This window comes from Actinospica robiniae DSM 44927 (assembly GCF_000504285.1).
GTDB lineage: Bacteria > Actinomycetota > Actinomycetes > Streptomycetales > Catenulisporaceae > Actinospica > Actinospica robiniae.
The window spans coordinates 8,258,759-8,283,319 of record NZ_KI632511.1 but is presented as its reverse complement, the minus strand read 5'-3'; the positions used below and the strand labels follow the sequence as shown (position 1 = coordinate 8,283,319).

Genomic DNA, 24,561 nt, shown 5'->3' with positions numbered 1-24,561 from the left:
GCTCAAGACGCCGGGTCCGCGACGGCGGCATCCGGCGGGAGTTCGATGCCGGTGATCGCGGCCAGCTCGGCGGCGACCAGCCGGGCCTCGGCGGGTCGACGGGCCTGCAGTAACGCGTCGGCCAGCGCGACGAGGTCGTGGCCGGCCTGCGGGTGGCGGCGCAGTTCGGCGCCGCGGAACCAGCCGTCGAAGGCGGTGTCCAGGTCGTGGGCGAGCCGTTCGTTGAACCAGCTCAGCTCGGCCGGTCGCAAACGCGGGGTGATCGCCGCCCGATCCAGTGCGGCGGCCGCGTGCACGCCCATGACCACGAGCGGCGAATCAGGGGCCGCAGACGCGGCGACAGCCGCGGCGTAGTCGAGCAATGCGATGCTCTCGCGTGGCGGGCCCATCCGCACCCGGGCGATCTGGGCTCGGAGCATGTACTGGTGGGCCAGCCAGTTCTCCGGGTCGCGCTCGAGGGCCGCGCGGAACCACTCGAAGCTCTGCTCCCCGCTCTCGAACGAGGCCTCCCCCCACTGCATCCGCTCCGCCCGGCCCTCCCCCAGCACCGGGGCGAGTGCCAGCAGGCTGATCCACGGGCCCGGATCGCCCGGGGCCAGCTCGGCGAGCTCCTCCAGCCCTCCGACCACGGCCCGGGCCGATTCGTCGGTGGCGGACGGATCGCGCCGAAGGATCAGGGCCCTGAGTTCGAGGACGTCCACGTGCGCGCCCAGCACCCGCGCGTCCAGGCTCTCCGGCTCGGCCAGCAGCCAGGCGGTGGGCCACTGCAGCCCGAGCGCGCCACGTGCCAGGACGCTGATGCGGTGCCCGCGCAGCGGCCAGTCCTTGCCGCTGACCGCGAGCAGGTCGCGGGCGTGCTCCCAGCTGCCCATGGCCGCGTGCCGCGCGGCCCGGCGCAACGGCTCGTCCCCGAGCGCCGGCTCGTCGGCGACGGCCCGCACGAGCCAGGCGTGCAGTGAAGCCGGATGGCGCTCCTTGCGTCCCAGCCCGAACGGCGGCGGCAAGCTCCCCCCTCTCCTCGCGCGCCGCGCTCGGAGTGGATCAAGGCACGACGACGGTTGTGTCTTGGTATCACGCGGTCACGCTCCGAGGCAAGAGCGTAAGGGACGCGGCCGGGCAGGGCCCGGCCGCGTCTGATGAGAATCGAAGATTTCGTTGTCTCCGCTGGTACGGGAGCTGTTCAGCGGTGCCGGAGTGACGTCCGGCACCGCCTGTTCATATCAGCTTCCGTAGGCCTGGAACTCCCACAGCGAGTAGCCGTACTGGGTGGCCCGCGCCGTGCCGTACATCCGGACGTACCGGCCGCTGCCCGAGACGCTCAGCGTCTGGTTTCCGCCGGTGCCGGTGGTGGTGGAGTAGATCGTGGTCCAGGTCGAGCCGTCGTTGGAGGTCTGGATCTGGAACGCGGTCGCGTAGGCCGCCTCCCAGTCGAGCGCGACCTGGTTGACGGTGTGCGTGGCGCCGAGGTCCACTTCCAGCCACTGCGGGTCGCTGAACGCGCTGGACCAGCGGGTGCCGGTGTTCCCGTCGGTGGCGGCCGCGGCGGTGAAGGACGCGTTCTCCAACGACGAGGCGGTGGTCGTCTTGCCCTGGGAGAGCAGCGAGCTGCTGGTGCCGCTGCCGCTCGAGAAGAGCTGGAACTCCCACAGCGAGTAGCCGTACTGGGTGGCCCGCGCCGTGCCGTACATCCGGATGTAGCGTCCGGAGCCGGAGATGTTCAGCGTCTGCGTGCCACCGGTGCCGGTGGTGGTGGAGTAGATCGTGGTCCAGGTCGAGCCGTCGTTGGAGGTCTGGATCTGGAACGCGGTCGCGTAGGCCGTCTCCCAGTTCAGCACCACCTGGCAGATCGACGTGGTCTGGCCGAGGTCCACTTCCAGCCACTGCGGGTCGCTGAACGCGCTGGACCAGCGGGTGCCGGTGTTGCCGTCGACCGCGGCCGAGGCCGGATCCCCGGCGTTCTCCAGCGAGGAGGCGGTGGCGGTCTTGCCGAGCGCGACGTTGGTGGTGCCGCAGGTCCCGCCGCCGGCCGCGTTGACCGTCCAGGTGAAGGAGGTCGTGCCGGTGGCTCCGGTGCCGTCCTTCGCGGTGACCGTCACGTTCGAGGTGCCCGCCGCGGTCGGGGTGCCCGAGATCAGGCCGGTCGAGGCGTTGATCGACAGGCCGGCCGGCAGGCCGGAGGCCGTGTAGGTCAGCGTCTGCCCGGAGCCCGAGTCAGAGGCGCTCACCTGCGCGCTGGCCGCGGTGCCCACCGTCGAGGTCTGATTGCCCGGGTTGGCCACCGTGACGGTGTTGCCGCCCTGGGACCCGCCGGTCGGGAAGTTCCATATCTGCGTGGCCGCGCCGGTGCAGGTCTCGATGTCGAGCCGGGTGCCGCTGTTGCCCCCGGGCTCGGTCAGGCAGAGCCCTGAGTTCGGGTTGGTCACCTCGCCGTTGGCCTGGTGCGTCCAGTTCTGGGCATTGGAGCCGTTACATGGATACCAGTCCACGTTCGTGCCGCTGGTCGTGCCGGCACTGACCACGTCGAGGCAGCCGCCCTGGACCCGCACGGTGCCGTCGGAGTAAGGCGACCACTGCTGCCCGGCGCTGCCGTTGCACGCGCTCAGGTACAGCGGGTTGCCCTCGGTGTTGAGCGAGTTCTGGTTGGTGGCGCACAGTCCGCCGTTGCCGGTGAGCTGGCCGGTGGCGGTGGCCGTGCCGGACGGCGTGGAGTTGCCGCCCTGCTCGTACACCGCGACGTAGCCGACGCTCATGGACGCGCCGGAGCTGGTGGCCGTGGTCGGGGTGGCCGAGCCGTAGATCCCGTCCGGGTAGTTCCCGCCCATGGCCAGGTCGAAGATGATGAAGAAGCCGTGGTCGATGGCCGCCTGCCAGGCCGCGGTGCCGACCGAGGCCTCGGTGATGGTGGACTCGACGTTGCCGTCCATCAGGAACTCGAGGTATTCGGCACTGGTGTTCACCCGGTTGATGATGACCGAGTAGGTGTGGTAGCCGGTCTGGCAGCTCGAGGAGGTGTCCGGGCAGGCCATCAGGGCGTGGCCGGGGCTGTTGGCCGAGTCGTGCAGGGTCTGCGACGCCTCGTTCAGCCCGTTGACGTCCTCCATCATGTCGATCTCGCCGGACTGCGGCCAGCCGCCGCCGGTGCGCATCGGCGAGCCCAGGGCCCAGAACGCGGGCCAGTAGCCGAGGCCGTTGGCCGGGTTGGGCTGCTCGATCGACGCGGTCATCTCGAGCTGGCCGCCGGCCGGGGCCTGGAAGTCGTCCCGGGTGCTCTCGATCCGGGCGGAGGTCCAGGCGGTGCCGCTCTCGGTGGCCTTGAGCACGAGGTGGCCGTTGCCGTCCACGTAGACGTTGTTGGTCGAGTTCGTGGTCTGCTCGTGCTCACCGGTGCCGTAGCCGGTACCGATGTCGTAGAACCAGTTGCCGGCCGACGGCGCGGTGCCCGCGGAGCCGGCGAAGTTGTCGGAGAAGACGGTGTTCCAGCCCGACGGGGCGGGCGGGACGGTGGCGGCGTGGGCGGCCGGTGCGGCGGCCACGGCGACGGCGAACGAGCCGGTCAGACTGCTCGCGATCAGGGCCGCGGTGGCCAGGAGGGAGCGTCGGCGCGGTGGTGGGCTGCTGTGCTCAGGCATGTGCGTGTTTCCCTTCGGCGCGGTGCGCGCGCGGGCGCGGATGGATCAGCGGCGCGAGTGGGAGAGCGCTCTCCAATCAGGGAATTGTTTACGGCGCGGTTACCGGGATGTCAAGGGGCGAGCGACGGTTCCGGAACCTGGACGCGCTGGTACCTCGGCCCCGGCTCCTCCGCTTCGCTATGTTCGCCGGGGCCTACATACGAGCGCACGGTTCCCTGTGCTATTCGGGGGCACGGCCCCCGAACCCCCACGCCGGGGACACCCCGGACCCCGCGCGTAAGTCGGGTGGGAGGTCGGGAGGAATCGGCGGCCGTAGCCGGCGGGGGTGGATGGACTGCCAGTTGGGCGCGGGTCTACCGGGGTGCGTGGGCCGTTAGCCGGTCGTTAGCACGGTATGCGAGCTTAACTATGAGAACCGCGCCCGCAGGTACACGGCAGAACAATGCTCGTACTTCTGGCACGGTGGCCGCGGCATTCGCGCCGGCGTCGGAGACCTTCGCGTCCCCGGACCGGGCCGCGGCATCCGGATAGGTCCGTCGCACCGCGGCGGGGAAAGGTGCCAGGTCATCCGGAACGTCCGTGGGGGACGGCCGCCCGGGCTTGGCCCAGGCTTTCGAGCGCTTGGGCCAGGCCCGCTTGGTCACCGAGATCCCGGTACAACGCGAGGGCGAGCTGCAGTTCGCGGGCGGCCTGCGGATGCCGGCCGTCGCGCAGGTGGACGACGCCCAGGTTGGCGTGGGCGTCCGCCTCGCAGTAGCGGTCCCCGAGCCGCCGGCACAGGTCGACTGCCTGTTCCAGCTGCCTTTCCGCGGCTGCATAAAGACCCTGATGCCGCTCGGCGGCGCCCAGGTTGACCATCGCCTCCACCAGTCCGCGCTGGTCCCCCACCGAGCGGTAGAGCGCGATCGCCTGGCGGTGCCGGTCGGCCGCCGCCACGGCCTGGCCGCGGCGCAGGTCGAGAACGCCCAGGTTGGTCAGCGCGTCCGCCTCGCCGGCCACGGAGAGCAGGTCGTCCGGGCCCAGCCGCTCGCGCAGATCCCGGTACAGGCCGAGGGCTTCGGTCAAGTGCTCCGCCGCCGGGCCGAAGTGGCCGAGGCTGCGCTCGGCCACCGCCAGGTTCACCAGGGTCCTGGCCACCCCGAGCGTGTCGCCGTGGGAGCGATTGAGCGCGAGCGCCTGCCGCAGGTGCCCGACCGCCTCCTCGAACCGGCCCTGATGCCGTTCGACCAGGCCGAGATTGTGCACGGCGTGGGTCTGGCCGCGGGTGTCGCCGGCCGCCGCGAACAGCGACAGGGCCAGGTTCAGCAGGTCCGCGGCCGAGGCGAACCGGCCCTGGCGGAAGTCGACGCTGGCGAGGTTGCGCAGCGCGGCCGCCTCCGCCGAGACGTCCGCGATGAGCACGGCGGCACGGCGGGCCTGTGTGTGTACGAGCATGCCCTCGGGGAAGTGGCCCTCGCTGTCGAGATAGCGGTAGATGACCTCTGATAAGCGCGTGGTGTACGCCGGCCACCCGGAATGCGCGGTGTGCAGGGCCATCGCGACCAGATTGGCGCGTTCCGCGTCGAGCCAGGCCCGGGCCGCGAGCGGTTCCTCGACGTGTGGCGCCGGTCCGGGCGGCGCGGCGACGGCCGGACGGCGCGAGGACTCGGCCGGGAACAGCGCGTCGATCGCCTTCGCGGCCGTATACAGGTAGAGGTCGAACAAACCGGTCAAGGCCGCGTGCCGGTCGGGCTCGGATTCGCCGGCCACGGCCAGTTCCCGTGCGTAGGCGCGCAACAGGTCGTGCATCGCGTAGCGGCCGGCGCCGGCGCTCTGCACCAGGTACGCCCGGGCGAGCCGGTCGAGCAGCCGCCGAGCCGCGGCCAGGTCGATGCCGAGAAGCGCGGCCACCGCGTACGCGTCGAAGTCCGGGCCGGGATGCAGGGCACTGAGTCGGAACGCGCGGGCGACCTCGGGCTCGAGAGTGCGATAGGACCAGGAGAACACGGCCCGGATGGCGCTCGCCTCATCCCCGCCGGCGTCGAAAGCATCGAGCCGGTCACGGGAATCGGCCAGGTCCGCGGCGATCTCGTTCAGCGGGACGCCCGGACGGAGGGCGGCGAGCTCGGCCGCGATGCGCAGAGCCAGCGGCAGTCCGCAGCACAATTCGGCCAGCATCCGCGCGGCCGACTCGTCGCGTACCGCGCGCTCGCCGATCAGCTCCCTGAGTAACGCCACCGCCTCGTGCGGAGGCAGGACGTCCAGGTCGAGGCGGACGGCCCCGTCGCGGGCGACCAGGCCGCCGAGCGCTTCCCGGCTGGTGACCACGACCGCGCAACCCGGCGCTCCGGGAAGCAGGGGCCTGACCTGCTCCAGCCACCGAGCGTTGTCCAGCACGATCAGTACTCTGCGGTCCGCCAGAAGGCTGCGATACGCCGCTATCCGCTCGTTGCTGCCGGCCGGTATGCGTGGCGCCGGAACGCCGAGCGAGACGAGGAATCCGGCCAACGCGTCGTCCGCGTGCACCGGGTCCTGCGGGTCGTATCCACGAAGGTTGACATACAGCTGGCCGTCCGGGAACCGCGGCGCCGCGGCGTGCGCCCAGCGGATCGCCAACGCGGTCTTGCCCACCCCGGCCGTGCCGCCGATGGCCGAGATCAGCACGGTGGCGGCGTCGTTCGCGGCGCGGTCGAGATGCGCGGTCAGCCGGGCCAGTTCGCCGTCCCGGCCGACGAATCCGGCCACCGGTGGCGGCAGCTGCCGCGGCACGGCCGACGGCGCGGGCTCGGGCGCCGCGGCCTCGTCGGAGAGGATCTGCCGGTGCAGTCGGCGCAGTCCCGGGGTCGGCTCGCTGCCGAGCTCGGTGACCAGCACGTGCCGCGCTTCCCGGTACACCGCCAGCGCCTCGCCGCGTCGGCCGCAGCGGTAGAGCGCGAGCATCAGCAGGCCGTGCAGCTGCTCGCGCATCGGGTGCTCCTGCGCCAACTGCCTCAGCTCACTGATGACCTCGGCGTTGCGGCCCAGCTGCATCTGCGCCTCCAGCCGCACCTCCCACACCTGCAGCCGCAGCTCGGACAGCCGCGGCGCCTCCCGGGCCAGCGCGTCCGAACCGAGGTCCGCCAGCGGCTCCCCGCGCCACAGCTCGAGCGCGTCCGCGGCCAGCTCGCCGGTCTCCGACCAGTCTCCCGCGCGCGCGGCGACGCGGGCGGCGTCCAGCAGCGCCTCCGCCCGCGCCACGTCGAACCCGTCCGCCCCCAGCCGCAGCAGATACCCGCCCGGCTCGGTCAGCAGCCGCCGGTCGGCCGGGGCGCGCCCGGCGTCGAGCACCGTGCGCAGCCGCTTGACCTGGTTGTGCAGGCTGGCCCGGGCGGTCGGCGGCGGCGTCGCGCCCCAGAGCGTGACCAGCAGCTGCTCCACGCTCACCACCCGGCCGGCCGAGAGCAACAGTGCCGCCAACAGCTCGCGTTGCCGCGGCGACAGGTTCGTCGGCGATCCGTCGCAGCGGACGATCACCGGCCCCAGCAGTCCATACTCCACTGTCTCAGGCATGGCAGACCCCTAGCGTCACAGTGTCCTGTGTTGCGCACGCGTCCGCCGCCCGGGGCCCACGGGCGGGGACGGGGCCGCCGGTGCGCCCGCCCCACCAGGCGGCGCACGCGGCGGCGACACGTCAGCGCGGCAGCGCCGGGTACCGGACCGGCCGCCTGCGCAGCCAGTCCATGAAGCCGCGCAGCGGCGGACGGGCGGTGATGTTCCCGCTGCCCACCGAGCCGGAGACTTCCACCCGCAGATACGTCGCCGCCGGCGTCGGGCTCCGCGGCACCCGCACCTTCGTGTTGCCGCTGCGCACCGACACCTCGTCCATCAGGACTTCGATGCCCGGCCGGGTCACGATGGTGATGTTGCCGCTGCGCACGTCCGCCTGGATCTTGAGCAAGGGGTGCGCGATGATCGCCTCGGTCAGGTCGATCTTGATGTTGCCGCTGCGCGCCTTCAGGTTCATCGCCCGAGGCACCACCCAGCGCCCCTGGCGCTGCGCGCTGCCGCTGGTGACGTCGATGCTCACCAGATCCTTCACCTCGGCCGGAGCCGATCCGACCGCGCCCGGGGCCGTCGGCAGGTCCCGCACCAGGACCTCGAGCTCGCTGCCGGTGCGCGCGTTGAGCGCCCGTTCCAGCCGTTCGTCGAGCTCGTCCATGGTCAGCCGGCCGTCGCCCGCCGCGATCTGCAGCTGCTCGGCCACCCGGTCCCGATCCGCGTGCGAGACCCTCAACTCCGGCCGCTGGGGCAGCCTGTCGTCTGTCATGGGAGGTAGCGTATGCGGTCCGGGTCAGCCGGGACCAGGTTCGTCGGACTCGAGCCCGGTCTGACGCAAAGTCAGGTTCAGCCGGCCCGAGCCCAGACCGGTCGCCGGATCGCCGGTTCCCGGGTAGAGCCTGGGCACCGCGTGGTAGGCGAAGCGGGACGGCCCGCCGAAGACGAAGGCGTCTCCCGAGGCCAGCTCGACGTCCCGCCAAGGGCGGTTGCGGCTGGTCGTGTTGCCGAGGCGGAAGACGCAGCGGTCGCCGATGCTCAGCGAGACGACCGGCGCCGCGCAGCGCTCCTCCCGGTCCTGGTGCATCCCGAGCTTGGCGTCCCGGTCGTAGTAGTTGATCAGTGTGGTGTCCGGCGCGTAGGCCGCCGCCGCGGCCGGATCGTCATAGGCCTCGGCGACCGCACGCCGCCCCAGGTCGGCCAGCCAGCCCGGCAGCTCGGCCACCCGCGCACCGTTGACGTCGTCCGCGGTACGGGAATAGCGGTAGGGCTGCCAGTGCCAGCCGAGGCACACCGTCTGCACGGACATCACCCCGCCCGTGGCCAGCTTCGTGTGCCGCATCGGCACCGGTCCGCGTGCCCACTCCCGACCCGCCGCGACCAGCTCCCGCTGCTGCTCGAGCGTGAGCCAGCCCGGCAGATGCACCGCACCCGGAGCGATCTCCACCCGCGTGCCGCGGTCCGGAAGCTCGGGGAACGGGATCACGGTTCCATCGTAAAACGGCCCGGGCCGGGCGCGCCCGAGTGCGGCGCGCCCGGCCCGGCCGGTGCAGTTGCTGCTGTTCTTGCTGTTCTTGCGGCGCGGTGCGCCTGATCTTTAGTTGTACGAGGTCAGGTACGCCACAGTGCTGCTCGAGTTCACCGTCGACCCGTTGTTGTCGACGATATGCGAGATGGTGCCGGTGCCGCCCAAGGAGACGGTGACCATGTCGTGCCACTGCACGCCCGAGCTCGTCGGCGAGGTGAAGGCGTTGGCGCTCACCACGCTCGAGTTCGTGCTGAAGTAGCAATAGCTGCCCAAGCCGTACGCGTTGAACGACGTAACCGAGTTCGCCACGTTGATCGACGGGTAGCCGTCCGAGGAACCGTCCATCCAGGAGGACTGGTTGGGCGGGTCGTACGGCATCTCGCTCTGGAAGAAGTAGTCAGAGCCGCCGTTGCCGTTCCACTGGACCTGCACGGCCTGGTAGTGCTCGACCGCGAGCCCGTACATGGTCACGTTCGCGCCGTTCACGACGAGGCCGTTGGCCGCGGTGTTCGTGCTCCAGCCGACCGTGCCGCCGTTGCCGTGGTCGGCCCGCCACAGCCACAGGTCGTCACCCACCACGTTCGCGCTGTTGACCACCAGCGTCTGCGTGGCCTTGCCGACGGTCGCGCCGCCGATCCGGGCGAAGACGTCCGAGAGCACGGTCGGGTCGCTCGCGTGGCTCGCGCTCGAACCGCTCGGGCCGATCTGGATCAGCGTGGAGCTGTTGGTGGTGCCGGCGTCGAAGAGCAGACCCGCGATCCGGATCCCGTTGACGTCGGCGGTGGACAGGATCGTGTTGCCGCCGTTGGACACCAGCGTCGCAATGCCCAGGCCGAGCACCACCGTGTCAGGGTTCGTCACGTTGATGGTGCCGTTGATCTGGTAGACGCCCGGGGTGAACAGCAGGTCCTGCCCCGCCGCGAGCGCCGCGTTGATCTGGCTCACCGTGCTGCTCGGAGTGGCGATGTAGAAGTCGCTGATCGGCAGCGAGGTGCCCGCGGTGTTGCCGCCGGACCAGCTGGCGCCCTGGGAGTTCGTGCGGTTGGAGGGCACGAACACGTCCCAGTTGCCCGAGCCGTCGATGTAGAGGTAAGGCTTCTCGTCGACCGTCGGCGTCGTGCCGACCGTCGTGTCCGGCGGACTCGGGAAGCTCTGCGACGGCGCGCCGGTGTCACCGACGAACACCATGTTCCAGTTCGACCCGGTCCAGCTGCCCATCTTGTCGTTGCGCATCAGGAACTGCTGCTGGGTGCCGGAGGTCACCTTGCCGGTGATCACCGAGTCGCTGATGTAGCCGCCCGAGGACCAGTTGCTCGAGCTGTTGCCCGAGGTGTAGTCGTCCAGCGTCAAGTTGCCGTTGATCTGCACCCGGCGCATCGGGTCCGCCTGGGAGACGGCCCACTCCATCGTGCCGGAGGACGGGTCGTCGGTGATGTTCTCCACGTCGCGCCAGAAGTTCGTGGTCGCGTTCCCGCCGGACCAGGCCGCGTCGGCGTAGATCCCGCCGGTGATCACGGTCTGGCTCGGGTTCTGGCCGAGGCCGATGACCTCGGTGTAGAAGCCGACCGGCACCGTCACGTTGTAGGTGCCGGGCTCGAACGCCAGCGTGTAGCGCTGGGTGCCGAACTGGTTCGACTGCTGCGTGGAGTACACGGCGTTGATGTCGGCCTGGATCGTCGAGGTGGACATCGAAGGCGTGAACACGTACACGTTCGACCCGAGGGCCGGCGTGGTGCCGGTACCGCCGCCGCCGCCGGTGGTGGTGCCGCTCGGCACCGTCCACTGCTGGTTGGAGGTATCGCCGCAGGCCCAGATCTGGACCTGCGTGCCCGAGCCGCCGTAGCCGGTGTCGTCGAGGCACTTGCCCGAGTTCGGGTTCAGCAGCTCGCCGTTCGTCTGCGGCACCCACGTCTGCGCGGCCGTGCCGTTGCAGTCGTAGAGGTCGACGAGCGTCCCGTTCGCCGTGCCGGCCGCATCCACGTCCAGGCACTTGCCCAGCACCTGCAGCGTGTTGCTCGAGGTGACCGTCCACTGCTGCGCGGTCGTGCCGTTACAGGTGTAGACCTGGATCGGGTTGTAATCCGCCGTGCTCGCGGACCGGTCGTCCAGGCACAGACCCTGATAGCCGGTGATCGTCCCGGTCGCCGCGGCGTGCGCCTGGTGGGCGACCGCCACGCTGAGTGCGAAGGCCAGTCCGATCGTGGTCAGCAGCGCGGTGGAACGCCGCGTCAGGCCCCTGAATCCGATCGAGGTCATCGTCACGGGATGTTCCACTGCTGGTTGGAGGTGTCGGCGCAGGCCCAGATCTGGACCTGCGTGCCCGAGCCGCCGTAGCCGGTGTCGTCGAGGCACTTGCCCGAGTTCGGGTTCAGCAGCTCGCCGTTCGACTGGTGCACCCAGGTCTGGGCCGCGGTGCCGTTGCAGTCGTAGAGGTCGACGAGCGTCCCGTTGGCCGTGCCGGCCGCATCCACGTCCAGGCACTTGCCCAGCACCTGCAGCGTGTTGCTCGAGGTGACCGTCCACTGCTGCGCGGTCGTGCCGTTACAGGTGTAGACCTGGATCGGGTTGTAATCCGCCGTGCTCGCGGACCGGTCGTCCAAGCACAGGCCCTGGTATCCGGTGACGGTCCCGGTGGTCGTCGTACCGCCACCGCCACCGCCGCCGGTGGTCGTGCCCCCGGTGATCTTGTTGAAGATCGACGAGTACTGGTACCCGGTGCCCTTGTCGTAGCCGTCGACCTCCCAGAAGGAGAGCTCGCCGACTCCGTTGTTCGCCGCGAAGCTCTCCAGCGTGGAGGCGTTCGCGGTGGTGAAGTTCTCGTTGTCGTCGTTCTGACCGGCGATCGGGGTGAGCCCCATCATGTTGTACGCGGCGGAGGTGGAGATGCCGTAGAGGCTCGCGAGCTGGCTCGCGGACGCGGTGGCCGCCGACTCGGCGTCGTTCAGGGCGTTCTGCCCGTTGCCGAAGTCCATCGTCATGAGGTTGACGACGGAGACCTTCACGCCCTTGGACTTGGCGTCCTGCAGCAGCGCGTACTCGGAGCCGGTTCCGGTCGGCAGCCCGTTCGGCGCGACCGCCAGGGTGAAGTCGACCTGAACCGCCGGGTCCTCGGCCTGCAGCGCGGCCAGCGCCTGGTCGCGACGGGCCGTCGAGGCGGTGTCGGAGAGCACGCCGCCTTCGATGTCGAAGTCGAGCCGGGTGGCGCCGGTGGTGTTGACCACGTTGAGATACGCGGCCGTAAGCGACGAGACGCTGGTACAGGTCTGCGCCAACTCACCGCCGTCCGCGCCGCCGAACGAGACGATGACGTTGCCGCCGGCCGCCTGCAGCGAACTGATCTGCGAGTTGAACTGTCCGACGCCGTAGCCGCCGTCCTCCCATTCCGGCGTGCAGCCGGACTGCGGGATCAGAAAGGCGAGCGTGTAGTACTTCAGACCCGTGGCGGCCATGTCCGAAGCCATGTCACCGGAGTCCGAAGTGGAGATCTGCAGGTAGGGCGCGGCGTAGTGGGCCGGGAAGGACGCCGCGGCGTCCGCCGTCCCGGCCGTGGCCAGGCCGAGTCCGCCGGAGACCATGGCGGCTCCGGCGACCAGGGCGAACGCCCTGGTTCTGTGCGTGGGTGCGGTGCTGCTGCGCATCGGCGATCCTCTCGACACGAGCGGATGGCGGCGGGGTGGGAATCCCGCCTTCGGGGTGAGAAACTGCTTGCGTCGCTTCTGAAACAAGACGGAAACGACCGGCGCCGTTGATTGCAGCAATGCCGTCGAATGGAGTCAACCACTCTGGTCCAGACCTGTTCTGACCGCCTGAGATCGTTATGGGGGAGAGATGAAACAGACGGCTGTTTCAGGTTTTGGTACCGGAACCACGGATAGCGAGATCGAGAACGGGGCCGGCGCTGAAGCCGGCAGAGGGACCAGCGACGGAAGCGGCGACGTGATCGACAGCGTGATCGAGAACGGCAGTGGCGGCGTGATCGACGGCGGTAGGGGAAGCGTGATCGAGAGCGGCGTCGGGGCGGGCGACGCCGGCGCGATCGGGGGCGGTGGGGACGGCGGCGAGCGCGGCGACGGCAGCGGCGGGGCGGGGGCCGAAAGCGGAGACAGGAGTTTGATTCACCCTGAATCCGATGCTGCAGGCCGCCGCGACCAGGCCGTTCCCGAGGCTGCGAAGGATCTTCAGAGCCCTGACCCCGAGATCGCGAAGGACCGCCAGCACCCTGGCGTCGAGGTCGGCCGCCAGCGCGTTCACGCCGAAGCCGGGAAGAGTCGTCAGGATCCTGACACAGATATCGCGGACGGAGGCCGCGGTACCTGGGTCGTCTCCGAGCCCATCAGGACCCGCCCCCACACTTCCGGTTCCGACGTTGCGGACGGCCGCACCTGGGCCGATACCGACGCCGGCAACGGCCGGGTGACGGTACGGGCCGTGGCCGCCGCGGCGGGCCTGTCGGTGGCCACCGTCTCGCGCGTGCTCAACGACCGCGAGAACGTCTCCGCGGCGACCCGCCGCAAAGTGCAGGACGTGGTCGAGCGACTCGGCGCCCGCGCCCCCGAACCGCGCCGCCGCTCCCCCGTCCAGGGCCCGCGCCCACCGGTCTTCGTTCGCTGTCCGTACCTGCTCACGGACTATTTCGGCCACATCGTGACTTCGGTGGCTGAGACTCTCGCGCTGCACGGGCAGGAGATGATTCTGGACGTGGGTGACGCGACCCTGAGATCCACCGCGGTACGCGGTCTGCCCACGCGCAAAGACGCGCATGGCGCGGTCCTGATACTGCCGCCCGAATCACGCACGGATCTTGAAGCGCTGGCCGCGCGCAGCTACCCGTTCGTCATCGTGGACCCGCGGATCACGGTCCCGCGCAAGACGGTGTCGATCTCGGCCGCCCACTTCTCCGGCGCCCGCGCCGTGACCCGCCACCTGATAGGTCTAGGCCACCGACGCATCGGCGTAATTTCCGGTCCGCCCTACTGGCGCGCCCGCGACGACCGCGTCGGCGGACACCTCGCCGCGCTGTCGGAAGCGGGCCTCCTCGGCGACCCGGCACTGATGCGCCACGGCGAGCCCGCCGCCCACACCGGCGTCACCGCCGGCGGCGAACTGCTCGACCTCCCCGCCCCGACCAGACCGACCGCGATCGTCTGCTTCAACGACAAGGTCGCGGTCGGCGTCCTCGAAGCGGCCGCGGCCCGGAACCTGCGCGTGCCCGACGACCTGTCCGTCACCGGCTTCGACGACATCGACGTCAGCCGCGCCACGACACCGCGCCTGACCACGGTGCGCCAGCCCCTGCAGGAGATGGGCCGCGTCGCCGTCACGATGCTGATGCGTCAGCTCGAGGGCCACGCCCACGAAGCGCTGAGCATCGAACTGGCGACGGAACTGATCGTCCGCGAGAGCACCGGCCCGGCACACTGACGGACTCTGGAGGGACGGACCGGCTCCCCGCGCCGGAAGGGTCCGCCAGTGACGGGCAGGCCGAACCATGGCGAGACTCGATCTTCCCTTGTGTCAGTCCTGATCCACCTCCAGCACGGTGAGCGTCGGTCCGCCCTGGCCCGACGGCGGCTCGGTGACGAAGAACAGCAGTCTGCCGTCTCCCGAGAACGCCAGCCCACGCGGCGCGGGGGCTCCGGACTCGGGTCTGCCGTAGTCGCCTGCGGGGCCGCTGCCGCTCGCGGCGCCGGCCGGGTCGCCGAGCCGCCAGACGTAGACGTGCGAGCCGGGGATCGCCGCCGTCGCGGCGAGCTCCGTGCCGTCGGGCGACACGGCGACCGCGTCGGGGCCGAGGCCCGTGGCGTACTGACCGGCGACCGCGAGACTGGCCGTGGAGAGCGCGTCGACAGTGGTCTGCGATCCCAACGCGGCGAAGGCGGTTGCTCCGTCCGGCGACGCGGCGAGGTCCGCCAGCTCGCTGCCGCCGAGACTCGTCGTGCGCACCACATTGAGCGACGGGTCTGCGCCGGCCGACGTCGCGTACGTGGTGGCCGTCGTCGGGTTGACGTAGGGCTCGCTCACCACGAGCGTGCCCGGCGCTTCGCCAGAGGCTGCGACGAGCGGTGCGGCCGCGTAGTGCGTCTCCGCGGCCGAGCGCTGCTGGGCGGAGATCTCCCTGGGCAGGGCCACCTTCGGCGCTGCGGTGTCCGTCGCGAGGACGGCCACGCCGCCACTGTCGGGGGTGCCTGCACCGTGATCGCAGCCGTAGCCGATCCAGACGTCCGGGCCGGTGCGGGCGAGGTTCGTCGGGCAACTCCTGTGCGGCGGCAACGGGAAGCGTGCCTTCTCGGTGAACGTGCCGGTGTCGATGGCGGCTACCGCGTCGGCTCTGGAAAGCGCCACGTAGAGCGTCCTGCCGTCGGCACTCAGCGCCAGACCGTCGGCGCCCGGTTCGTGACCGAGTTGGCCGAGCACCGTGCCGCCGTATCCGACCTCTTCGACGCCGTCGCCGCCCCCGCCGGAACTGACGAAGACGCTGCGCGTCGCGTCATCGGCGACGATCGCGCCGAAGCCGGGCAGGGCCAGCGGCGGAGTGCGAGCCGCCGGCACGATCGTCATGCGCGCGTCGTCTGCGTGCGCGGTGCTCGGAACCGCCGCCAGAGCGGTCAGTGCGAGCGCTGCCGCCACGACCTTTGCGGCATGGTGATAGGCGGCGGCAAGCCGCGTGCGGATGTTGATGGGATTGGCCATAGTGGTCCTCTGATGTGGTGGCCCTCTGATTTGCAATGCATGCCGGGCGAGGCCGGTTGAGGCAATAAGCGGGCTCGCTCATACGAGCCCGTCTAGAAAACCCTGAAAGTCTGGGGCGATGCGCCGAGGAATACGGTCGTCGCCGATATAGACGACGGATGGTTCGCCCTGTGGACCACATTCCGCATAGTCGAGCATCACCGTGTCCCGGCCGCCGGACGGAAGCATGCAGATGACGATGCCCGGCGGATATTCCCACTCCTCGACCAGGAACCTCGACATCACGTCGACGCCCCACCGCCCGCCGATGCCGAGCAGTGCCAGGATGGCGATCAAGCGCCCAGACTGGTCCTCAGCAGGAAGCCCGCGACCGTCAACTGCGACCGCGGCCCGGTAGTTCTGCCGCGCAAGGATCCCGCCGTTGCGCTCGCCGAGTGCATTCAGATATGCGCGCGGCAGCCGTACCTCGAGTGCCTTCTCCGCCCGACGGATCAGTTCCTGGTCGAGAGGCGGAGAGTCGTACATACTGTACTGCTCTTCCGCGAAAATCCGTTGCGCCACCTGCCCCCTCCGTTCACGCCGCCCATCAGTTTCGGATGAATCCCCGAGCCCCATCTGATGCCAGCCTAACGACCGATCCGCATCTGTTACGGATTTTCGACATGATTCAGGAGAATGGAGTAGTGATGAGATCATAAGACGATTGTCGTGCGCAAAAATCGGCCCTGACGCCGCCGTGAAGCGCGGAATCAGGGCCGAGGGAGAACGCGGGCAGGCTTACCAGGCGCCTGCGATCTGACGGGTGGTCGCGTTGAGGCGGTTGAAGAGGTTCGTCACGCCGATCATCAGCACGATGCCGGCCAACTGCCGCTCGTCGTAGTGCGCGGCGGCGGCGTCCCAGATCTCGTCCGAGACGGCCTCGGGGCGGTCGGCGAGGCGGGTAGCGGCCTCGGCGAGCGCGAGGGCGGCTCGCTCGGCGTCGGTGAAGTAGGGAGTCTCGCGCCAGGCGGCCACAGTGCCCACCCGTTCGTCGGTCTCGCCGGCTTTGCGGGCCGACTTCACACCGGCGTCGACGCACGCGCTGCAGCCGTTGATCTGGCTCACTCGCAAGTGCACCAGTTCCAGCGTGGCCTCGGGCACGCCCGCGGTCTTGGTCTGCTTGAAGACCTCCTGGATCGGCTGCATCGCGCCGGACAGGATCATGGCGGGGTTCTTCATTCGGGGCTGCATCTTCTTCTCCTCGGTCGCTCCGTCACGCTCGGGCCGCTCATCCGGGCCCTCACTGGTTATGACGGATGCCGCCGGAGAAGTGTGACGGGCAGCCGCTGCGGGTCACGCCGAGGCGCGCACGACCAAAGTGGGGTCGAAGATCGCGGTGGCCACGGGCAGGTCAGGACGGTCGATGCGGTCGAGCAGCAGGCGGGCCATCTCGGCCGCCATCTTCTCCACCGGCTGGTGCACGGTGGTCAGCGGCGGACGGCAGAGCAGCGCGGCGTGGCTGTCGTCGAAGCCGACTACGGCCGTGTCCTCGGGGATGCGCCGGCCGCGCTCGTGCAGCACCGTGACGGCGCCGAGGGCCATCAGGTCGTTGGCCGCGAAGACGCCGTCGATCTCCGGGTACTCGTCCAGGAGCCGGGCCATCGCGGCGCTGCCGCTGTCCTGCGTGAAATAGCCCTCCACCGCCGGGATGTGGGCGTAGCCGTACTTCGCCATCTCGTCCCGGAAGCCGTCGAGGCGGTCTCGGCCGGCGGGCATGTCCAGCGGGCCGGATATCGTCGCGACGTGCCGGCAGCCGCGCCGGGCCAGGTGCTCGGCGGCGAGGGCGGCGCCGGCCCGCTGCGGCGAGTCGACGTAGCTGATCCGCAGCTCGCCGGAGGGCCGCTCGGACAGCACGGCGGGCAGGCCGGACTCGGTCAGCATCCGCGGCAGCGGGTCCTGCTCGTGCGAGGAGACCAGCAGCACGCCGTCGACGTGGCCCTGGCGCAGGTAGCCGAGCAGCTGCCGGCGCATCTCGTCGGTCTCCACGAACATCAGCACCAGGTTGACCGCGCGTGGGCGCAGCACCGAGAACAGCCCGGAGACGATCCGGCCGAAGAACGGGTCGGTGAAGATGCGGCCGACGAACGGGTCGGAGACCGGCACGCTGCGGTGCTCGCCCTCCGAGACGACCAGCGCGACCGAGTTCGTCCGCCGGGTGACCAGCGAGCGCGCCGCCTGATTGGGCACGTACCCGGTCTGCTCGACGGCCGCCCGCACAGCCTCGGCCAGCTGCGGATCGACGTTGCGTACGTTGTTGATCACCCGCGAGACAGTGGCTCGGGACACCCCGGCGACTTGCGCGACGTGTTCGAGTGTCGGCGAGGCGGTCGGAACCGGCTTGGCATCCACGCAGGGATTGTAGCCGCGCAGGTGGTGGCTGTGACGCGGTAGGTGAAGGAAGCGGGGAAAGAAAGTGTAATCCTGGGGCGGAAGACTGTTTCGGGTGCCGGGCGGGAGGGGGCGAAGACGAGGCAAAGACGAGGTCAGATCAAGGCTGCGGGGCTTTCGGCGTCACGATCACGAAATCGGCGGGTGCGTTAGGGTGGGAAGGACCGAGAGGGGAGCGCTCGCGTGCCCTCTACCCGGATTCGAGAGCTGGAGGCTCCGTGTACCGCACGATGCTCAAGTCCAAGATCCACCGTGCCACCGTCACCCATGCCGACCTGCACTATGTCGGCTCGGTGACGGTCGATCGCGACCTGATGGACGCCGCGGACCTGCTGCCCGGGGAGCTGGTGGCGATCGTGGACGTGACGAACGGCTCGCGCCTGGAGACGTACGTGATCGAGGGCGAGCGCGGGTCCGGCGTCATCGGGATCAACGGTGCCGCCGCGCACCTGGTGCAGCCCGGTGACCTGGTGATATTGATCAGCTACCTGCAGGTGGCGTACGGCGAGGAGGGTGGCTACGCCCCGCGCGTGGTGCACGTGGACGCCGGTAACCGCATCGTCGATCTCGACGCCGACCTGTCCGCGCCGGTCGTGGGGACGCCGGCGCAGCGCTCGCCGCATGCCGTCACGGCCTGAGTGACGGGCTGGGCCGGCGTCCCGATCGTCACTGTGCCGGGTCGGATTCGGCCCGCTTCGGCGCGGAGTAGACCAGCCTGCGGGCGAAGTTGCGGTAGCCGACGCGCTCGAACGCGGCGGCCATGGGGCGGTTGACCAGGTCGGTGTCGGCGCGGATGGTCTGGGCGTCGACTTCGTCGACCAGGATGCGCGTGATCGCGCGCAGGATATCGTCGCCGTAGCCGTGGCCGCGGTATTCGGGGAGGACGCCGAGGTAGCCTACGACCGGGAAGGCCAGATTGCGCGAGGGGACGGCGAATCCGACGACGTCCCCGGAGGCGTCCTGCGCGACTCGCCACCAGGTGCGTTCGCCGACCAGCATCGTCTGGCACGCCACGACATCCTCGCGGGCTTGTGCTTGCGCTCCCACGACGGCCGCTGCGGCGGTCGAGGTGGTGTCGAGCGAGCCGGCGAGCACGCGCGCGAACAAGTCCACGAACACCTCGTCGTCCGGCTCGGCCCGGAATGTGAGCCGGCTGGTGTCGAGCGGCAGGCCGTCGGCCGGGGTCCACTCGTAGCGCAACCGCTCGAGCAGGTCGGTCAGTCCGGCCCGGGCCACGGCTTCGACGCGCCAGCCGAGCGCTTCGACGACGTCGGGGTGATCCCGCCAGTCGCCGGGGACGAAGACGTGGTAATCAGGGATCTGTATCGTGCTGAGCCCGTACTCTGCGACGTAGTGCTGGTGGGCGGTCCGGATGAGCTCGCCGGCGAGGGCGACGCGGCGCGCGCCGGTGCCGATGGATCCGTGCACGAAGAAGGCGTCGAGCGAGGCGGGCGCGGCTTCGTCAGGGCTGCCCCACCAGACCGCGACGGCGAGGGCTTCGCCGGACGTGTCGTCGACGGCGAGCCAGGTCCATTCGCGCCGGTACTCCCCCGCGTCGAGCTTCTTGCGGTAGCCGGCCGGGGTCAGCGGGCAGGCGGCGTCGCGCTGGACGAGTGAGAGCGCGGCGTCGAGGTCGAGATCGGTGTCAGTGAGCGGACGGGACGTGGTGGTCCACGAGTTCAAGGATGCCTCCGAGGCGGTGCGATTCCACGATCTTGGTCGTGGCAGGACGTGACGCGAACACCGTGGGCCTCCTTTCGTCGAGAGTCGTGATGATCGGACGGACGAGGGCAGAGCGTAGATCGGGCACAGGGCGGCGTCAACACGATTTGCGCCCGCCGCACCGGCCTTCGGCCTCAGCTCGCCACGCGGGCGGCCAGCCAGCCCAGCGCGCCGAGGCCGAATTCGCGCTTGAGGTCGAGGATCGGCTGACGGCGGGGCGAGGAGGGGAGGAACGAAGCCGCCAGACAGAACCCTGCGTGCGCCGCTATCAGGCCATCGATGTCGTCGGAATCGGCCCGTGCGGCCAGGGGATGCGTGGCGCCGTAGGGCTGCGCCTCCACGCCCTCGGCGGCCATCGACGACAGCAGCGTCACCAGGTCGATCAGAGGATTGCCGCGAGTGGCGAAGGCCCAGTCGACCGCCCACACCTGCTGCTCGCCGACCAGTATGTTGCCCGTGTGCAGATCGTGATGGACCAGGCTCTCGCCCTGGGCGGCGAGTAGGCCGTGCCGTTCCAGGGCGCACAGGTCCTCGAGGTTGCGCGCGGCCCAGGGCGAGACCTCGGCGAGGCGGCGCGGACGATCCTCGGCTTGGGTGAACCAGCCCCAGCCGCCGAGCCTCGGGCGGCGCGTTTCGGGCGGCGGGACCTGTTCGGGGGGCCGGGGCTCCGGCCGCGGCGAGCTCGCCGACCAGCCCTAGGATGCGCTCCACCTCAGCCGCGGGCCATGTCCGCTGCGGTGGGCGACCGCGTACGGCCTCGAACACCAGGCCGACCCAGGCCTCGTCCTCGAACGCGCCGAGCAGCCGGGGCGCGGGGGCGCGGGGCGGAAGCGCCGCCGCGACGACGGCCTCGTCCCGATGCAGGAACGCTTCGGGGACGCAATCCGCCGGGACGGCCTTGACGAACACCTCCGCGCCGGCCTCCGAGCGCAGCAGCGCGACCAGCCCGGGCGAGGAGCCGCCGGCTGGGTCAAACCCCTGCGTCACCGCGCCTCCGAGTACCGTCTCGATCCGGTTCCGCAGGCACTCGGGAGCCGTTTCCCACGCGATCCGCCCGTCCGCCATCGGCCCTCCCGCATTTCGCCGCACTAGAAGAACTCGAGGATAATCGAGCCTTCAAACAGCGGTCCGGGCGAGCGTCGGCGGTTCGCTCTCCCGAGCGAACCGCCGACCGGGCGGGTCCCCCACGAACCCTGATCAGCTTCCAGTCAGAGCACCGGGCCGGTGACCGGGAGCACGATCTGGCACGGGATGGAGCGCTTGTGCGCCGGATCCAGCGCGTTGAGCATGTCGGTCAGCGCGATCGGGTCGTAGGCGATCTCGAGGTGGTCGCTGCCGTCGAGGATGCACTGGTTCTGCACGAGGATGTTCGTGACGTTGGAAGCCGCGGGCAGGAAAGCGTTGGTGTACGGGGTGACCACCTCGTCGGCGCTGCTCTCGATCACGGTGTACGTCACCGACGAGACGGTCTCGCCTCCGGCATTGAGGTTCGTCAGGAAGGACGAACCGACTTCCTGCTCCACGCATGAGGTACACACGGTGGTCAGGAACTGGTTGGTGGGCTCGAGAATCTGCAGTTGTGTGCCGAGCTGGGTCAGGCCGTCGAGCGTCGTGCCGTTGTTGCTCGGGGCGAGGGCGACCAGCTTGTCGACGGTGCCCGCGCCACCGAGGAACTTGATGTAGTACCGGGGCATCATGCCGCCCTGCGAGTGGCCGACTATGTCCACCTTGGCCGCGCCGGTAGCGGCGAGCACCTTGCTGACGAAGGTGGCGAGCTGGCCGGCGCTCGCCGCGATGTCGCCGGTGCCCTGCAGGTCGGCGTTCGCGGACGAGCCGCCGTAGTTGAAGGCGAAGACGCAGTATCCGTTGTCGGCCAACAGGGGCGAGGCGCCGCCCCAGTTGTCGTTCATGTTCTCGACCGTGCCGTGGACCAGGACTACCGGGTACGGATGGGCGCTGCTGGGCTTGCAGCTCCAGTTGTTCGCGCCGGCCGGCGCGTCGTTCGGGAACAGGAAACCGGCCACGAAGCCGGTGGCGAAGCTGTAGTTCACCGGGTAGCTCGCGGCCGACGCGGGGGCGGCGCCGATGGCGGCGAGGCCGAGTGCGCCGAGGAGCGCGGTGGCGAGCACCAGGCCGCGACGCTTGAAGGTCGTCAGGTGGATCCGCATGGACTCTCCCTTGAGTCGTGGGTCCGCGGCGGCGCCCGGGACCACGACGCCGCGTTCGGGGCGTGACGGTAGGAGCGCGGCGGCGCGAGCGTCAACGCATCCGCGCAGGCCGGGGCGGAAGACTTCGGCCGGTTGATAGGAATCGCGGCGGGGCCGGTCACAGCTCTGTCATGAGGCTGAGCGCTTTCGCGGCCGTACGTCCGGGGCGCGGAGCACGCGCCGGGCCCGGGTGTACCCCACGGTATTGACCGGCCGGTAACATCGACGGATACTCACCGGTAACAACGTGGTCGGACCGGGAGGAGCCGGTGTTCGCACAGCGGATCGGCTGGCCCCGGGGCTTCGCCGGGGACCTGCGCCGGGAGAACCCGAGCCTGGTCCTGGAGATCGTCCGGGAGATCAGGAACCTGATCCCGGAGTACGACCGGCCGATGGACTCGCTCTTCGTCAGTGGCCTGATGCTCGGGGTGCAGACGGCGCTGGCCGAGTTCGCCGACGTGGTGGAGGGGCAGGCGGCGCCGGCCAGCCAGCGGGCCTGGGTCTACCGTCGGCTGGGCCGTTCGGAGCTGGCCGAGGGGCGCAGCATGGACGCGCTGCAGTCGGCCTGCCGACTCGGCGGACGGCTGGCCTGGCGCCGGTACGCGCGGGTGGCCCGGCGGGTCGGGATGCGCCCGGATCAGATGGTTGATCTCGCCGAGGCCGTGTTCACCCACGTCGACCAGATCGCCACCGCGTCGGTGCTCGGTTATGCGCAGGCGAAGGCCGACATCGGCGAGGCCCACCAACGCCGACGGCGGCTGCTGGCGGCCGTTTTCGACGGCGCGGCGCCGGACCAGCTCGAGGCGGCGGCCGAGGAGGCGGACTGGGCCCTGCCGGAAGTGGTCGCCGGCGTGGCTCTCGGGCCGGGTTCCGACTGGCGCGAGGCGGTGGACCCGCGGCCGCACGCGGCGGGCTTCGCGCGTCTGCCGGAGGAGGTGCTGGCGGATCTGACGTCGGCGAACCCCTGCCTGCTGCTGCCGGAGCCGGACGCCTGGCTCGGCAAGCCGGAGATCGCGCAGTTCCTCCGGGAACGGCGGGCGGTGGTCGGGCCGACGGTGCCGCTGCGGGCTGCCGGGGATTCGCTGCGCTGGGCCCGGCTGGCCCGGGAACGGCTGCCTGAATCAGCCCTCGAGCACGCACCGATCCGCTGCGACGCCCACCTGCCGGCGCTGCTGCTGCTCACCGACGAGGCGCTGGTGCGGCTGATCGGAGAGCGGCGGCTGGCCCCGCTGGGCGGGCTCACCGTGAAGCAGCGGGATCGGCTCGAGGCGACACTGCTCGCCTGGCTGGACACCAGTCGCGGCACCGCCCCGGAGGTGGCCGCGCGGCTCGGGATCCATCCGCAGACGGCGCGCAGCCGCCTGCACCGGATGCAGGAGCTGCTGGGTGCGGCGTTGGCGAACCCTGAGTCGAGGTTCGAAATCGAGGTGGCGCTGCGCGGGCGCCGGATGCTCGCCGATTTCGCCCGCGCGGCCTGAGCCGCCCACCCGGATCGGCAGAGCCCGCGAAGGCTCAGATCACGACCGGCAGCTGCGGCAGCCTCGGCCACTCCAGCCAGCGTTCGAAGAAAGAGCCCTGGTTCAGGATCGGCGTCGTCAGTCCGGAGTAGTGGCCGGCGAACAAGCCCACGAAGTCGCTCGTGCGCACCCCGGCGTGCCGGTACGTGGTGGTCCACTCTCGCAGTATCCGGAAGAACGCCTCGTCGCCCACGGTCAGGCGCAGCGCGTGCAAGGTCAGGGCGCCGCGCTTGTAGACCCGGTCGTCGAACAGCTGCCCGACGCCGGGTTCGACGAGCACGAGGTCTTGCGGGAGGCGGTCGAGGCGGCGGTGCCAGCGGCGGGCGTGTTCGTCGGCGGTGCGCTGGCCGCTGGCCTCCGACCAGATCCACTCGGCGTACGCGGCGAAGCCCTCGTGCAGCCAGATGTCGCGCCAGTCCACGACCGTCAGGCTGTTGCCGAACCACTGGTGGGCCAGTTCGTGCGCGACCAGCCGTTCGTTGTCCCAGCCCTCAGCGAGGTGATTCGTGCCGAAGATGGACAGGCCCTGCGCCTCGATCGGGATCTCGAGTTCGTCGTCCGCGATGAGCGCGGTGTACCCGGCGAAGGGGTAGGGACCGAAGCGCTGCTGGAAGACGTCGATCATCCGGGCCTGCCGGGCGAACGCGGCGCCGGCCCGGGCAGCCAGCCGGGGCGGGGCGATCAGCTGCTGCGGGACGCTTCCGGGCAGCTCGATCTCCCGGTACCGGCCGATCTGCACAGTGGCCAGGTACGTCGACATCGGCGCTTCCTGCCGGTAGACCCAGGTCGTGGTCGATCCGCCCGGCATCCGCTCCTCGAGCATGCCGTTGGCCACGACGTGGTACGCCGAAGCCGTTGTGACCGCGATGCGGTAGGTCGCCTTGCGGTCGGGCCGGTCGTCGCACGGGAACCAGGACGGGGCGCCGACGGGCTGACTCGCGACGAGCACGCCGTCGGTCAACTGCTCCCAGCCGAGGCCGCCGTACGGGCTCGAGACAAGCCGCGGCGTCCCCGCGTAGCGCACCTCGACCTGGAAGGTGGCGCCGGCGGCGATCGGCCGGTCGCCAGGCAGGGTGACGCGGAGCTTGCCCGTGCGGTGGGTGTGGCGCACGCGCATGCCGTCCACGCTGACCCGGTCGGGGCGCAGCCCGTTCGAGAAGTCGAGTTCGAACGCGCCGAGGGCGTCGCCCTCCTCGGCCGTGGCGGTCAGCACGGCGGTCGCCTCGAGCCGGTTCGTGCCGACGCGGTAGGCGAGCGTCAGGTCGTAGTGGCCGACGCGGTATCCGTCGTTGCCGTGCCGGGGGAAGTACGGTTCGTGCTCGGGCATC

The 24,561-nt window shown here is 70.6% G+C and carries 18 protein-coding genes and 1 pseudogene; 3 read left to right on the top strand and 16 right to left on the bottom strand.

The genetic code is table 11. From position 1 onward, the window contains the following. Positions 1 to 2: 2 nt before the first annotated feature. From ACTRO_RS47700 to ACTRO_RS50025, 8 genes are all read right to left on the bottom strand, one after another. The gene (locus ACTRO_RS47700; RefSeq protein WP_034270351.1) at positions 3 to 1,004 is read right to left on the bottom strand and encodes a hypothetical protein; all 1,002 of its coding nucleotides are present in this window, start codon (positions 1,002 to 1,004) and stop codon (positions 3 to 5) included. Between the two features lie 216 nt (positions 1,005 to 1,220). After that, complete coding sequence (locus ACTRO_RS44385) at positions 1,221 to 3,629, bottom strand: discoidin domain-containing protein (RefSeq protein ID WP_051451904.1); 2,409 nt, start codon at positions 3,627 to 3,629, stop codon at positions 1,221 to 1,223. Between the two features lie 564 nt (positions 3,630 to 4,193). Beyond that, positions 4,194 to 7,157, bottom strand: a complete 2,964-nt coding sequence (locus ACTRO_RS35750) for an AfsR/SARP family transcriptional regulator (protein ID WP_084316773.1) — start codon at positions 7,155 to 7,157, stop codon at positions 4,194 to 4,196. A gap of 121 nt (positions 7,158 to 7,278) precedes the next feature. Beyond that, positions 7,279 to 7,914 carry a DUF1707 SHOCT-like domain-containing protein gene (locus ACTRO_RS35745; RefSeq protein WP_034270348.1) on the bottom strand — a complete coding sequence of 212 codons (636 nt, stop codon included), beginning with the start codon at positions 7,912 to 7,914 and terminating at the stop codon, positions 7,279 to 7,281. A gap of 24 nt (positions 7,915 to 7,938) precedes the next feature. After that, complete coding sequence (locus tag ACTRO_RS35740; protein WP_051451901.1) at positions 7,939 to 8,628, bottom strand: alpha-ketoglutarate-dependent dioxygenase AlkB family protein; 690 nt, start codon at positions 8,626 to 8,628, stop codon at positions 7,939 to 7,941. A gap of 111 nt (positions 8,629 to 8,739) precedes the next feature. Further along, positions 8,740 to 10,926 carry a ricin-type beta-trefoil lectin domain protein gene (locus ACTRO_RS35735; RefSeq protein ID WP_051451900.1) on the bottom strand — a complete coding sequence of 729 codons (2,187 nt, stop codon included), beginning with the start codon at positions 10,924 to 10,926 and terminating at the stop codon, positions 8,740 to 8,742. Positions 10,927 to 10,928: 2 nt separating this feature from the next. Further along, entirely contained in the window at positions 10,929 to 12,308 is a 1,380-nt protein-coding gene (locus ACTRO_RS35730; RefSeq protein ID WP_034270346.1) for a ricin-type beta-trefoil lectin domain protein, read from the bottom strand. 208 nt (positions 12,309 to 12,516) lie between these two features. Next, positions 12,517 to 12,921, bottom strand: coding sequence for a hypothetical protein (locus ACTRO_RS50025; protein WP_169739772.1), 405 nt, complete (start codon positions 12,919 to 12,921; stop codon positions 12,517 to 12,519). Between the two features lie 177 nt (positions 12,922 to 13,098). On the opposite strand from ACTRO_RS50025, the gene ACTRO_RS50020 reads away from it, so the two are divergent. Continuing rightward, complete coding sequence (locus tag ACTRO_RS50020; RefSeq protein ID WP_245594591.1) at positions 13,099 to 14,091, top strand: LacI family DNA-binding transcriptional regulator; 993 nt, start codon at positions 13,099 to 13,101, stop codon at positions 14,089 to 14,091. Between the two features lie 93 nt (positions 14,092 to 14,184). Here ACTRO_RS50020 and ACTRO_RS35720 read toward each other — a convergent pair whose 3' ends face one another. From ACTRO_RS35720 to ACTRO_RS35705, 4 genes are all read right to left on the bottom strand, one after another. Further along, positions 14,185 to 15,360, bottom strand: coding sequence for a YncE family protein (locus tag ACTRO_RS35720; protein WP_034270343.1), 1,176 nt, complete (start codon positions 15,358 to 15,360; stop codon positions 14,185 to 14,187). 78 nt (positions 15,361 to 15,438) lie between these two features. Further along, complete coding sequence (locus tag ACTRO_RS35715) at positions 15,439 to 15,921, bottom strand: SMI1/KNR4 family protein (RefSeq protein WP_051451899.1); 483 nt, start codon at positions 15,919 to 15,921, stop codon at positions 15,439 to 15,441. A 216-nt stretch (positions 15,922 to 16,137) separates the two neighbouring features. Beyond that, positions 16,138 to 16,590, bottom strand: coding sequence for a carboxymuconolactone decarboxylase family protein (locus ACTRO_RS35710; RefSeq protein WP_034270340.1), 453 nt, complete (start codon positions 16,588 to 16,590; stop codon positions 16,138 to 16,140). Between the two features lie 102 nt (positions 16,591 to 16,692). Continuing rightward, a complete protein-coding gene (locus ACTRO_RS35705) occupies positions 16,693 to 17,748 on the bottom strand; it encodes a LacI family DNA-binding transcriptional regulator (RefSeq protein ID WP_034270338.1) in 1,056 nt (351 codons plus the stop codon). 257 nt (positions 17,749 to 18,005) lie between these two features. Between ACTRO_RS35705 and panD the strand changes: the two genes are divergently transcribed. Further along, positions 18,006 to 18,425 carry an aspartate 1-decarboxylase gene (gene panD, locus ACTRO_RS35700; RefSeq protein WP_034270335.1) on the top strand — a complete coding sequence of 140 codons (420 nt, stop codon included), beginning with the start codon at positions 18,006 to 18,008 and terminating at the stop codon, positions 18,423 to 18,425. A gap of 28 nt (positions 18,426 to 18,453) precedes the next feature. Here panD and ACTRO_RS35695 read toward each other — a convergent pair whose 3' ends face one another. From ACTRO_RS35695 to ACTRO_RS35685, 3 genes and pseudogenes are all read right to left on the bottom strand, one after another. Next, complete coding sequence (locus ACTRO_RS35695) at positions 18,454 to 19,470, bottom strand: GNAT family N-acetyltransferase (RefSeq protein ID WP_051451898.1); 1,017 nt, start codon at positions 19,468 to 19,470, stop codon at positions 18,454 to 18,456. Between the two features lie 173 nt (positions 19,471 to 19,643). Beyond that, positions 19,644 to 20,156: pseudogene (locus tag ACTRO_RS48385) on the bottom strand (phosphotransferase family protein); the annotation flags it as partial. Positions 20,157 to 20,717: 561 nt separating this feature from the next. Further along, complete coding sequence (locus tag ACTRO_RS35685; protein WP_034270330.1) at positions 20,718 to 21,677, bottom strand: esterase/lipase family protein; 960 nt, start codon at positions 21,675 to 21,677, stop codon at positions 20,718 to 20,720. A gap of 308 nt (positions 21,678 to 21,985) precedes the next feature. Between ACTRO_RS35685 and ACTRO_RS35680 the strand changes: the two genes are divergently transcribed. After that, on the top strand, positions 21,986 to 23,194 hold the full coding sequence (locus ACTRO_RS35680) for a PucR-like N-terminal domain-containing protein (RefSeq protein ID WP_051451897.1): 1,209 nt from the start codon (positions 21,986 to 21,988) through the stop codon (positions 23,192 to 23,194). Positions 23,195 to 23,228: 34 nt separating this feature from the next. Here the strand turns inward: ACTRO_RS35680 and ACTRO_RS35675 are convergent, their stop codons facing one another. Continuing rightward, positions 23,229 to 24,560: a M1 family metallopeptidase gene (locus ACTRO_RS35675; RefSeq protein ID WP_034278241.1), complete on the bottom strand. Its 1,332-nt coding sequence runs from the start codon at positions 24,558 to 24,560 to the stop codon at positions 23,229 to 23,231. Position 24,561 lies beyond the last annotated feature (1 nt).

Excerpts from the sequence above, each read along its gene's own strand:
- ACTRO_RS44385 (WP_051451904.1), bottom strand. The coding sequence starts at position 3,629 with ATGCCTGAGCACAGCAGCCCACCACCGCGCCGACGCTCCCTCCTGGCC.
- ACTRO_RS35720 (WP_034270343.1), bottom strand. The coding sequence starts at position 15,360 with ATGGCCAATCCCATCAACATCCGCACGCGGCTTGCCGCCGCCTATCAC.
- ACTRO_RS35745 (WP_034270348.1), bottom strand. The coding sequence starts at position 7,914 with ATGACAGACGACAGGCTGCCCCAGCGGCCGGAGTTGAGGGTCTCGCAC.
- ACTRO_RS35675 (WP_034278241.1), bottom strand. The coding sequence starts at position 24,560 with ATGCCCGAGCACGAACCGTACTTCCCCCGGCACGGCAACGACGGATAC.
- ACTRO_RS35710 (WP_034270340.1), bottom strand. The coding sequence starts at position 16,590 with ATGCAGCCCCGAATGAAGAACCCCGCCATGATCCTGTCCGGCGCGATG.
- ACTRO_RS35685 (WP_034270330.1), bottom strand. The coding sequence starts at position 21,677 with ATGCGGATCCACCTGACGACCTTCAAGCGTCGCGGCCTGGTGCTCGCC.
- ACTRO_RS35735 (WP_051451900.1), bottom strand. The coding sequence starts at position 10,926 with ATGACCTCGATCGGATTCAGGGGCCTGACGCGGCGTTCCACCGCGCTG.
- ACTRO_RS35730 (WP_034270346.1), bottom strand. The coding sequence starts at position 12,308 with ATGCGCAGCAGCACCGCACCCACGCACAGAACCAGGGCGTTCGCCCTG.
- ACTRO_RS35750 (WP_084316773.1), bottom strand. The coding sequence starts at position 7,157 with ATGCCTGAGACAGTGGAGTATGGACTGCTGGGGCCGGTGATCGTCCGC.